Genomic DNA, 11,350 nt, shown 5'->3' with positions numbered 1-11,350 from the left:
CTCGCGTCTCTGGCCGCTTTCGCGTCAACTTAACCCTAAGCAATTTTTGCCGATGGTCGACCAGAATCAGTCCATGCTGCAGGCAACGATTGAGCGCCTGCAGGGGCTGGACGCCCAAACTCCACGCTTGATTTGCAACGAGCAGCATCGGTTTCTTGCAGCAGAGCAGCTACGTCAGATTGGCCTGGAGCAGGCCAACATTCTGCTGGAGCCAATGGGGCGTAACACGGCACCTGCTATTGCTTTGGCGGCATTGCAGGCCATAGAAGAAGGTCAGGATCCGTTGCTGCTGGTTTTGGCTGCCGATCACTTGATTCAGGACGTGCCTGCGTTCCATGCCAGTATAGAGGCTGCCACGGTGTTAGCCAAAGCAGGCAAGCTTGTCACCTTTGGCATCGTACCGGCCTATCCTGAAACCGGTTATGGCTACATCCAGAAGGGCGAAGTGCTTGGTAGTGAAGGGTTCAAGGTTAACCGTTTCGTTGAGAAGCCGGACTTGCCCACTGCCCAGCATTATGTTGCTTCTGGGGACTATTTTTGGAACAGTGGCATGTTCATGTTTCGTGCCAGCCGCTACCTGGCAGAGCTGGAGGCGTTCCAGCCCGACATTCTTAAGGCGTGCCGGCAGGCATTGGCAGGTGCAGAGCAGGACCTGTACTTCACCCGTATTGATGCAAATGCATTTAGCGAGTGCCCGGACGACTCGATCGATTATGCGGTGATGGAAAAAACGGCCGATGCCGCCATGGTGCCGCTGGATGCTGGATGGAGTGACATCGGGTCATGGTCTGCACTGTGGGATGTCAGCGAAAAGGACAGCAACGGGAATGTCTTGAAGGGGGATGTCCTTCAACACGGTACTCGTCATAGCTATGTGCATGCCGAGCATCGCTTGGTGACGACGGTAGGGGTCGAGGACCTGATTATTGTTGAGACCAAGGATGCTGTCCTGGTTGCCCACAAGAGTCATGTGCAAGACGTCAAAAAGATTGTTGAGCAGCTCAAGCAGGACCAGCGCCATGAGCATACCAATCACCGTGAAGTGTATCGTCCTTGGGGGGTATACGATTCGATCGACAGTGGGCATCGTTATCAGGTCAAGCGTATCACCGTAAAACCGGGAGCCAAGCTATCCGTTCAGATGCACCATCACCGTGCCGAACACTGGATTGTGGTGAGTGGTACGGCGAGTGTCACCAATGGCGACAAAACCTATCTGGTCACCGAGAACCAATCCACTTACATACCTATCGGCCAGGTTCATGCTTTGGAAAATCCAGGCGTTATCCCGTTGGAGCTCATCGAGGTTCAATCAGGTACGTACCTGGGGGAAGACGATATCGTTCGCTTTGAAGACAAGTACGGGCGTGTCAAACCAAAAAATAAAGCATGACTGATAGTGACTCAGGCGGTGCTGGCCGGTGCTGGCGGCTCTGAATTGCTGTGTAGGGTTGGGGGTTTTGGCTGCGGGGGCAGTGCCTGGCTGCAGTGTACGCTAACCAGTGTTTTATAGAGATTGGGGCCTGTTCAAAGACATGCAAGTCACTCATCGGTATCAACCAACATTTGCAGAACGGTATCCCGTTCCTTTTTTTGTCGCGTTAACGGACATGGTCATCGTCTTGGTGGCGGGCTTGTTTGCCTTCCATTACCGTTTTCAGCACTTTGAAATGACGGGGCGTTACAACACCGCAACGATGATTACGGCCATTGTGGTCGTGATCTGCCTGGCGTTGGGCGGTGTTTATGGCTCGCAACGAGGTCAGTCCTTCTGGCGTCAACTCAGTGTCCTGGTGGTTTGCTGGCTGTCTGCCGCAGGCATTCTTTTATCGTTGACGTTTTTCCTGAAGGTTTCAGATAACTATTCTCGCATCTGGTTCAGTGTAATGTTGTTTTCGGGAGGCGCATTGTGTTTGTTGCTGCGCCTTTCCGTATTTTTGTTTTTACGCCGCATACGTGGCTCTGGGCTGAACCTGAAGAGCGTACTGCTGGTTGATTCTGGAGGGCAGTCCGCCAGCCAGCTAAACAGTGGCCGCACCTTGGAAGAGGACGGTTTTCGTATTTCCGCAAACCTTGCGTTTAGTCAAAACGACGACTGGATGGACAGCCTGGTCGCCAAAGTTGATGAGTTAGGTGTGCATGAAGTATGGCTGTGCCTGCCGCTCAGTGAAGGGGGCGTCATTCGCTCCATCATGTATGCTCTTCGCCACCACACCGTTGCGGTTCGCTTCATTCCGGAATGGGGCGATATCCGCTTGCTGAACCACAAGGTGAGCCATATTGCTGGCTTGTATTCATTGGACCTTAGCTGCAGCCCGATGGATGGTTCGGCGTTGGTGGTCAAGCGCCTTGAGGACTTGATCATCGGAGGCTTGATCAGCCTTTTGATACTCCCGGTTTGCCTGATGATTGCTGTCGCAATCAAGGTGTCGTCCCCGGGGCCGATTTTGTTTAAACAGTATCGAACGGGCATCAACGGCAAACATTTCAAAGTGTACAAATTTCGCTCAATGGTAGTGCATAGCGAAGGTGGCGTTACCCAAGCCACGCGCAACGATGTGCGTGTGACTAAAGTCGGGGCGTTTTTACGACGTACCAGCCTTGATGAATTGCCGCAGTTTTTCAATGTGCTCCAAGGGCGTATGTCGATTGTTGGGCCTCGCCCTCATGCGTTGGCGCATAACGAGTACTACAAGGACTTGGTCGAGTCTTACATGCAGCGGCATAAGGTCAAGCCAGGTATTACCGGCTGGGCTCAGGTCAGCGGCTACCGCGGGGAGACTGATACGCTTGAAAAAATGCAAAAGCGTGTCGAGTACGATCTCTGGTACATCGATAACTGGTCGCTTTGGATTGACCTTAAAATAATTTTTCTAACTGTTTTTAAAGGCTTCATTAATAAAAACGCATTTTGATTTTGCTTGGGGAAGTAGTGGTGGCTATGAATGGAGTAGAAGTATTACGGGGTGACTGCTCTAGAGGCCGAAGCTGGCAGCTCGTTTTGATCTGGATGCTGGCTATTGGTTTGTTTATTCAGTTAAGTGGTAAGGTTTGGATTCAGTCCGGTAGCGCGAGGAATGCTCAAGTATATATATGGCTACTTTTGCCGGCGCTGATTTTTGTTTTTTACAAGTTGATTGTTCGGAGTAAATGTTTACCGTCGGCTCACTACATTCCGTGGATTTTTTTTCTGTTTTGGGTCGGCTTGAGTGCACTATGGGCAACAGGGTCTGAAAAGGATGCGTTCTCGCTTGCGAAGCGAGGGTTGTTGATTGCCCTGTATCTTCAAGCGATCTACTTATTAATGTCCTACAATGAGGCCTTTCTGAAAAAAGCGTTGTTGGCAGGGGTGGTCATGGTGGCTGTAGGTGCCCTTGTCAGTATTGTTTATCAGTTTGGCATTCTGGATAAACCACTGGCCTATCGTGCTTATCGTATAGATCGCTCGGGTATCGGCAATTTTGCCAATTACGGCTGGCCTGTAGTGGCCGGTATTTTCCATGGTGCAATTGCTATTTGGGCGCTCGGTGTGGCATTGGATAAGCGCACGGTGTTCAAGTCAGTGCTGTTTTGGCTCGCTATCTTCATGCTGTTGAGCCTCTATGTATTGTTGACCTATACCAGGGGGGCATGGTTTGCTTTGCTGGGTGGTATTGTGGCTGTCGTCATTTTACAAAACTCCAGGCTCGGTTGGTGGTTGCTGGGGATTGGTACAGTGCTTGTTCTTGCACTGGTCATCAAGTTTTGGCCGCAGTTGGTCATTGAATTTCAGGAAAAGCAGTTGTCTGGGCGCGGGCCTATTTGGGTCTATTATTTTAAAGTGATGTCAGGGCACTGGGCCGTCGGGCACGGGCTGGGCACACCCTTTGAGTATCGCTGGCCTGATGGTGTTCAAGTTTCCCCTCATGCCCATAGCTTGTACCTCCAACAGGTCTACGATAGCGGCATCGTTTCGCTTGCGTTGCTAGGCGCGGGTCTACTGGCGTTGGCACATAAAGCGTGGAAACTGCGCAGCAACTATTGGGTGCGCCTTGCATTTCCGGCATTGGTCTTTGCGCTGATCGCCATGCTTACGGATGTTGAGCGGATCTTTACTCGACCTGGTGACTACTGGACGTTGTTCTGGTTGCCAGTGGCTATTTTGTTGGCGGTGCCGATGCGGCCTAAAGATGCTGATCAAACCGCGGCGTTGAATTAGTAGCTTTGAGGCAGGCGCATTGCGCGTCTGCCTTTTTCAACATGCGGGAACTGCGGACTATTGTCCGGAGTTCCCCGGCTCACCCCACAACCACCTCTCCGCAAAACACCCCCCGCCGTTCCTTGCGCCCAATATGCTGGTGCTTGCTCTCCTCGTACACCTTGGCAAACCGTGACTTATCCACAGCCGGGTACGCTTTCAGCGCGTCGTACACCAGCGCGTCGTACCGTACTTCTGTGATGAAGCGATAAATTTCCCGGTGGTAGAAAAAGCCAAACTGAAAACCCAGGGTTTCGCTCAGGTCTTCGGGCGCTTTCAGGAAGCAGTTCTCAAGGTCGATGGCATGTGCAGGGGCGTCGCCGGTATTGGCGAGCATCACATTTGCGGCCCACAGGTCCATGTGGATGATGCCTTTGCTGTTCAGGGCGTGCAGCAATTCGAACGTTTTTGCGATGAGGTGTTCAACCCCATGAGGGTTGGCATTCACCCATTCCAGGCCATCGGTGTGGTCGGGCAGTAGCTCGGTGATGATGATCACGTCGTTTGCCAGCCCCACAGGCGAGCGGGTGTAGCCAAAGGCGATCAACGACGGCACGCATACACCGCGCCGTTGGGCTTCAGCCGTGTTCATCAACTCTTCTATGGGCCAGTCATACATACCGCAGCGTTTGGCGCTGCCTCTGGCGATACGCATTTTTTTCTTCAAGGTGTCGATGGGCTGGCGTTTTGCGAACAGGTGGCAACCGCTGCTGAGTACCGGCGCACTCACGCGTTTGTCTTGGCGTGCCTGGTTTAGCAAATGTTTCATCGCGTCAGCGACACGGGGCGTAATCGGCGTGCTGAAGTGCAGGGTCGAGCGCTGATGGGTGTAGGTAAAAGGGAAGTCCTTGACCAGTTGTTTTGGATCCCTACCCACGTTTGAAGCCCTATATCAAAATGCCATGTGACTGATGAACATAGCATTTTTTGGTTTTTTTACATTTTTTTTACATTTCCTTTACGAATTTTGCATTCGTTTGGGTGGGCGTCTGTTGGGGTATGCAGGTGAGGCTGGGGGCGAATGCGCTGTCGAATTTAGTAAAGAATCCTCGGCTTATCGCGTTTGACGCACGGTACCCAGGGGCTAGGTTTCAGGGGCAGCCAAGGAAAAGCTGCCTCAGCAAGCAAACGACCCAAGGAGTGTCACCTTATGCGCCATATGTACTTGTCCTCTCTGCTGTTAGCCCTGTTCGCGACCTTTTCATTGCCCGCGTCGGCGGCGCCAACGGCCCCGGCCCAGCCTGCAGCTCAGGTTGTTGTTGAGCAAAGCGTGGGTAAGGTTGATTTGAATAAAGCCAGTGCCGCTGCCCTGCAAAGTGAATTGACCGGTATCGGTAAAGCCAAGGCCGAGGCTATCGTCGCCTACCGTGAGGCTCACGGTGACTTTGCGTCGGTTGATGAGCTGCTGGAGGTCAAGGGTATTGGCAAAGCGCTGCTGGAGCGCAATCGCGATAAGTTGACGGTTAACTGATCGGGAGTGGGGCGGATTTGTCGGCGCGGCGTTGTGAGCGTTTGGCGCTGGGGAGGTGTTGCCTTCCATCGCGGGCAAGCCCGCTCCTACTCTATCGGGCGGGCTCGGTCCCGCATGTTTAGCGGTCCTTGGCGTCTTTGGCGTCCATTTCGGCGTTGCGTTCGTGAATGCGTTTGAGCTGTTCTTCGGTCAGCGGCAGTTTTTGTGCGGTGTCGCGCAGCAGCATCAGGCCGCCAATGATGGAGCCAAGGGCAACCACCAGGATCAACCAGGCATACCAGGGCATGGGGTGCTCCTTGTCTAATGTTAGGTGTATTACCTGAAGTATAAGAGGGCTAGCGGGTTGACGGCGAATTCGTGATCAGTGGGCCCCCTTGCGCCGCTGCATCGGCTACAATGCGCGCCGATTTCGACTTGCCAAGAGACTTGCCCATGTCCGTCTGCCAGACGCCTATTATCGTCGCCCTGGATTTCCCCTCCCGTGACGCCGCCCTGAAGCTGGCCGATCAGCTGGACCCTAGCCTGTGCCGGGTCAAAGTCGGTAAGGAGCTGTTCACCAGCAGCGCTTCGGGCATCGTCGAGAGCCTGTGTGAAAAAGGCTTCGAGGTGTTTCTCGACCTGAAATTCCACGACATTCCGAACACCACCGCCATGGCTGTCAAAGCGGCTGCCGAAATGGGCGTGTGGATGGTGAACGTGCATTGCTCCGGTGGCCTGCGCATGATGGCGGCCTGCCGTGACGTGCTGGCCCAGCGCAGCGGCCCTCAGCCGCTGCTGATTGGGGTCACCGTGCTCACCAGTATGGAACGCGAAGACCTGGCCGGCATCGGTCTGGACATCGAGCCGCAAGAGCAGGTGCTGCGCCTGGCTGCGCTGGCCGAGAAGGCCGGTATGGACGGCTTGGTCTGCTCGGCTCTGGAAGCCCCGGCGCTGAAGGCGGCTCATCCGTCGCTGCAACTGGTCACCCCGGGTATCCGCCCTGCGGGCAGCGCTCAGGATGACCAGCGCCGTATCCTGACACCTCGTCAGGCGCTGGATGCCGGCTCCGACTACCTGGTGATCGGTCGTCCGATCAGCCAGGCCGCCGATCCAGCCAAGGCGCTGGCCGACGTGGTTGCCGAGATCAGGGCTTAAGCACCAGCTTGCCGAAATTTTCCCCGTTAAACAGCTTCAACAGGGTTTCGGGGAAGGTTTCCAGCCCTTCGACCACGTCCTCCCGGCTTTTCAGCATGCCGGTGGCCAGCCAGCCGGCGATTTCCTGCGCGGCGGCGGCAAACTGCGGGGCGTGGTCCATCACCACAAAGCCTTCCATCCGTGCCCGATTCACCAGTAGCGACAGGTAGTTGGCCGGCCCTTTGACCGCCTGCTTGTTGTTGTACTGGCTGATGGCGCCGCAAATCACCACCCGCGCCTTGAAGTTCAGGCGGCTGAGCACGGCATCCAGGATGTCGCCACCAACGTTGTCGAAATAGATATCCACACCCTTGGGGCACTCGCGCTTGAGGCCTTCGAGGACGTCTTCGGCTTTGTAGTCAATGACGCCATCGAAGCCCAGCTCATCGGCCAGGTAGCGGCACTTCTCCTGCCCACCGGCAATCCCGACCACGCGGCACCCTTTGAGCTTGGCGATCTGCCCGGCGATGCTGCCGACCGCACCGGCCGCGCCGGATATCACCACGGTTTCACCGGCCTTGGGTGCGCCAACGTCCAGCAGGGCGAAGTAGGCAGTCATGCCGGTCATGCCCAGTGCCGACAGGTAGCGCGGCAGCGGTGCCAGCCGTGGGTCGATGGTGTAGAAGCCTTTGGGCGCCCCGAGGAAGTAGTCTTGTACGCCGAGTGCGCCGTTGACGTAGTCGCCCACGGCGAAGTCGGGGTGTTTCGAGGCGATCACTTCGCCAACGCCCAAGGCGCGCATCACTTCACCGAGTGCCACTGGTGGAATGTAGGACTTGCCCTCATTCATCCAGCCGCGCATGGCCGGGTCCAGCGACAGGTACAGGTTTTTGACCAGCACCTGGCCGTCTGCCGGCTCGTCGACGGGCACCTGCTCAAAGGTGAAGTCATCCCGCGTCACGGCGCCCACTGGGCGTTTGGCGAGCAGGAAACGGCGGTTGTTCAAGGCGGGCATGGCGTCGTTCTCTAATGAAAAGGTCAAGCCTTTTCATAGCCCCTGCGGGCGGTATCGGCAAGGGTTAGCGTTTGGCGAAATACTCGATGATTGATCTGGGTGATTGAGCCTGAAGGGCTGTTTGCCGAATGTGGCCTGTCCCGTACTGCGGGTATTTTCAGGCGGTAACCCAGGCATCGTCAGCGCGACCTTCAGCTTACTGAAAACGACGCACACCTAGCTTTTTGCCATTATTCCGACGCCAAAGGCTTGTGCGGCGGCTTGCGTGATTGCCACTCTGCGTCCTGGGGATTTTCCGGGGTTTCCGGGATGGCAGCAGGGGAGCGGGGCGCAATGAATTCGGCCAGCAAGGGTGGTTTTGCCAATTGGGGAATGGCTCGCAAGATGGGCCTTGGGTTTAGCCTGGTGTTGTTGTTGACGACGCTGGTGGCGGGGCTGGGTGTTGCCGCGTTGTTTGGCGTAGGCAAACGTTTCGATGGCCTCAAGCAAATGACTGCGGTCAACGATGCGTTGTTGCAGGTACGCCTGCGTGAGCAGACCTACGCGCTGACGTCCGATCCCAAGGCGGTTGAAGCCTTGCACCAAGGGGTGGAGGTTTTGCAGGCGCAGGCCCGTGAACTGCCGCAGCTGGCCAGCGCGAGTGTCGAGCCGTCACTGCTTGCCTATCGCCAGGCATTCGACCAGGTCGTCGAGTTGACTCAGGCCAAGGAGCTGGCGCTGGACATGGCCAATTGGTCGGTCTCCAGCGTTGCCAATAACCTTGACGTCTTGCAAGCCGGGCTCGCGGATGACGGCACCTGGACCCTGAAAGACTCACAGGGCACGCGAGGGGCGGAGTTCGTTGAGCAGGCCGGTCAGGTCGCCCAGGTGGCGCGGCTGATGCTGCTGGCCATGGACGAGGCTCGGGTACGGCTGGAGCAGAGCCGCAAGGGCGCAGAGGACGTTCGTCAGGGGCGTATCGAGCAGGCGGAGCAAGCGGCAGCGCTGGTCGCGCAATTGAAGGGCAGTGTGCAGGATGCCGGTTACCAGGCCGTGCTCACGGAGGTGGCCACCCATATTGCCAGCTTTGGCGAGAAACTCGGCGAATACACCGACCTGCTGGCCCGCGAACAACAACTTAAACAGCAGCTGCAGCAGCGCGCCGAGCAGGTCATGGCGCAGGTCGATCAGGCGTCGACCGCTGAAGAGGCGGCCATGCAGGCTGAGCTTGGGCGTAACACCTGGCTGATTATTGCCGCTTCACTGTTGGCGCTGGTGGTCGGTGTTGTTGCCGCATGGTTGATTACGCGGGCGATCGTTGGGCCGTTGCGCCGGGTGATTGGCCGTGCTCAGCAGATCGCTGCTGGCGATTTGAGCGGCGACATTGCCGTTGATCGGCATGATGAGGTGGGCCAGTTGCTGCTGGCCATGCAGCAGATGGGCAGTGGCCTGGCAGGTATCGTCAGCGGGTTGCAGGCGGGTATCGAGCAGTTGGCCGGCAATGCTCAGTCGTTGTCGGCCGTCACCGAGCAGACTAACCGTGAGGTCAGCAGCCAGAAGGAGGAAACGGAACAGGTTGCCACGGCCATGCACCAGATGACCGCGACCGTTCACGATGTGGCCCGCAATGCCGAAGAAGCCGCTCAAGCGGCACAGGCGGCGGATGAAAAGGTTGAGAGCGGCCATCAGGTAGTGCGCCAGAGCATGCAGCGTATCGAGGCGTTGGCCAGTGCTTCCACGTCGGCCAGTGAAGGCATCGAGCGCTTGAGTGCCGAGGTGCAGAACATCGGCAAGGTGCTCGAGGTAATCAAGAGCGTGGCCGAGCAGACCAACCTGCTGGCGCTCAACGCAGCCATCGAAGCCGCACGGGCAGGCGAACAGGGGCGTGGTTTTGCGGTGGTCGCGGATGAGGTGCGGGCACTGGCCAAGCGTACCCAGCAGTCCACCGAAGAAATCGAGCGGTTGGTCAGTAGCCTGCGCAGTAACGCCCAGGCTTCGGTTGAACAGATTCAGGGCAGTGGTGAGCTGGTCAAGCTGGCGGTTGCCGATGCACTGCAGACGGAGAGTGCCTTGGGCAGTATTGCGGCTGCAGTGTCTTTGATTCAGCAGATGAACCAGCAGATTGCCGCCGCTGCCGAGCAGCAGAGTTCGGTGGCGGAGGAGATCAACCGTAGCGTCAGCAACATTCGCTGCAGTGCCGATCAGTCCGCGCTGGCCATGCAGGGCAATGCCAGTTCAAGTATTGAACTGGCACAGCTGGGCACCGAGTTGAAAGGGATGGTCGGGCACTTCCGCTTGTGAGGGCTGGCGCTGCCCACCTAAGGCCGCTGCGCTCAGGCGGCCTTGCGCCAGTTCAGAATCATTAGCGTCAGTACCCCGGCCACGATCCCCCAGAACGCCGAACCCACGGAAAACAGCGTGAAGCCCGAGGCGGTGACCATAAAGGTGATCAGTGCTGCCTCACGCTCCTTGGCTTCGTTCATGGCCACGGTCAACCCGTTCATGATCGAGCCAAACAGCGCCAGGGCGGCAATCGACAGCACCAGCTCCTTGGGCAGCGCCGCGAACAAGGCCGCCAGCGTCGCCCCGAATACCCCGGCAATACCGTAGAAAATCCCGCACCAGACGGCGGCGGTGTAGCGCTTGCTCGGGTCTTCGTGGGCATGCGGGCCGGTGCAGATGGCCGCGCTGATGGCGGCAAGGTTGATGCCGTGCGAGCCGAACGGTGCCAGCACCAGCGAGGCTAGGCCAGTAACCGTGATCAGTGGCGAGGCTGGCACTTGATAACCATCGGCGCGCAGTACGGCAACACCTGGCATGTTTTGCGACGTCATGGCGACGACAAACAGCGGGATACCAATGCTGATGGTGGCGGCGAGTGAGAAGGACGGGGTTGTCCACACCGGCGTTGCCACTTCCAGGCTGAAGCCGCTGAAATCCAGCAGGCCAAGGGCGCCGGACAGCGCCGTACCCACCAGCAAGGCCGCGAGCACCGCATAGCGAGGCGAAAGGCGCTTGATCACCAGGTAGCTGAAGAACATTCCCAGTACCAGCAGGGTTCGGTGCTGGGCTGCAATGAAAATCTCGCTGCCGATCTTGAACAGAATGCCCGCCAGCAAGGCCGACGCCAACGAGGCAGGGATGCGCTTGACCAAACGCTCGAAGCTCCCGGTCAGGCCGCAGATCACCACCAGCACGGCGCAGGTGATGTAGGCGCCGATGGCTTCGCCATAGCTGACGCCGCCCAGGCTGGTGATCAACAGCGCTGCCCCCGGGGTTGACCAGGCGATGGTCACCGGTGTGCGGTAGCGTAACGACAGGCCGATGCTGCATACCGCCATGCCAATCGACAGGGCCCAGATCCAGGAAGAAATCTGCCCGCTGCTAAGCCCAGCCGCCTGACCCGCCTGGAACATCAACACCAATGAACTGGTGTAGCCGGTGAGCATGGCGATAAAGCCGGCGACCACTGCGGAGGGGGAAGAATCGGCCAGTGGGCGCAGGTGCGCAGAAGTGGCGTCGGTCATGCGGGCAG

Annotated in this window: 10 protein-coding genes and 1 pseudogene; 7 read left to right on the top strand and 4 right to left on the bottom strand. The window is 57.4% G+C overall.

What is annotated here, in order from left to right; all coding sequences use genetic code 11:
• The 3 genes from AB7M23_RS23355 to AB7M23_RS23345 form a co-directional block, all read left to right on the top strand.
• Positions 1–1,393 (top strand): mannose-1-phosphate guanylyltransferase/mannose-6-phosphate isomerase (locus tag AB7M23_RS23355; protein ID WP_454242132.1); only part of this gene is annotated, 1,393 nt, incomplete at its 5' end.
• Positions 1,394–1,535: 142 nt separating this feature from the next.
• Positions 1,536–2,915 (top strand): undecaprenyl-phosphate glucose phosphotransferase, encoded by a 1,380-nt coding sequence (locus AB7M23_RS23350; RefSeq protein ID WP_454242131.1) that lies wholly within the window; start codon positions 1,536–1,538, stop codon positions 2,913–2,915.
• A gap of 26 nt (positions 2,916–2,941) precedes the next feature.
• Complete coding sequence (locus AB7M23_RS23345) at positions 2,942–4,198, top strand: O-antigen ligase family protein (RefSeq protein WP_454242130.1); 1,257 nt, start codon at positions 2,942–2,944, stop codon at positions 4,196–4,198.
• Between the two features lie 79 nt (positions 4,199–4,277).
• Here AB7M23_RS23345 and AB7M23_RS23340 read toward each other — a convergent pair whose 3' ends face one another.
• Entirely contained in the window at positions 4,278–5,114 is an 837-nt protein-coding gene (locus AB7M23_RS23340; RefSeq protein ID WP_454242129.1) for a lipopolysaccharide kinase InaA family protein, read from the bottom strand.
• 273 nt (positions 5,115–5,387) lie between these two features.
• Between AB7M23_RS23340 and AB7M23_RS23335 the strand changes: the two genes are divergently transcribed.
• Positions 5,388–5,708, top strand: a complete 321-nt coding sequence (locus AB7M23_RS23335; RefSeq protein WP_065759862.1) for a ComEA family DNA-binding protein — start codon at positions 5,388–5,390, stop codon at positions 5,706–5,708.
• 118 nt (positions 5,709–5,826) lie between these two features.
• Here the strand turns inward: AB7M23_RS23335 and AB7M23_RS23330 are convergent, their stop codons facing one another.
• Positions 5,827–5,994 (bottom strand): DUF2897 family protein, encoded by a 168-nt coding sequence (locus AB7M23_RS23330; protein ID WP_065759863.1) that lies wholly within the window; start codon positions 5,992–5,994, stop codon positions 5,827–5,829.
• A 146-nt stretch (positions 5,995–6,140) separates the two neighbouring features.
• On the opposite strand from AB7M23_RS23330, the gene pyrF reads away from it, so the two are divergent.
• Positions 6,141–6,842, top strand: a complete 702-nt coding sequence (pyrF, locus tag AB7M23_RS23325; RefSeq protein WP_065759864.1) for an orotidine-5'-phosphate decarboxylase — start codon at positions 6,141–6,143, stop codon at positions 6,840–6,842.
• Here the strand turns inward: pyrF and AB7M23_RS23320 are convergent.
• The gene (locus AB7M23_RS23320; protein WP_454242214.1) at positions 6,832–7,836 is read right to left on the bottom strand and encodes an NADP-dependent oxidoreductase; all 1,005 of its coding nucleotides are present in this window, start codon (positions 7,834–7,836) and stop codon (positions 6,832–6,834) included. The genes pyrF and AB7M23_RS23320 overlap by 11 nt on opposite strands.
• A 309-nt stretch (positions 7,837–8,145) precedes the next feature.
• On the opposite strand from AB7M23_RS23320, the pseudogene AB7M23_RS23315 reads away from it, so the two are divergent.
• Together AB7M23_RS23315 and AB7M23_RS23310 are read left to right on the top strand one after the other, a co-directional pair.
• Positions 8,146–9,249: pseudogene (locus tag AB7M23_RS23315) on the top strand (HAMP domain-containing protein); the annotation flags it as partial.
• Entirely contained in the window at positions 9,244–10,116 is an 873-nt protein-coding gene (locus AB7M23_RS23310; RefSeq protein WP_454242213.1) for a methyl-accepting chemotaxis protein, read from the top strand. The pseudogene AB7M23_RS23315 and the gene AB7M23_RS23310, both read left to right, overlap by 6 nt.
• A 32-nt stretch (positions 10,117–10,148) precedes the next feature.
• On the opposite strand, the gene AB7M23_RS23305 is transcribed toward AB7M23_RS23310, so the two are convergent.
• Complete coding sequence (locus AB7M23_RS23305) at positions 10,149–11,342, bottom strand: benzoate/H(+) symporter BenE family transporter (protein WP_099775494.1); 1,194 nt, start codon at positions 11,340–11,342, stop codon at positions 10,149–10,151.
• Between the last annotated feature and the right edge of the window lie 8 nt (positions 11,343–11,350).

This window comes from Pseudomonas sp. HLS-6 TE3448, assembly GCF_053629555.1.
The sequence above is the reverse complement of the archived record's forward strand: the minus strand, read 5'-3'. Positions and strand labels throughout refer to the sequence as shown.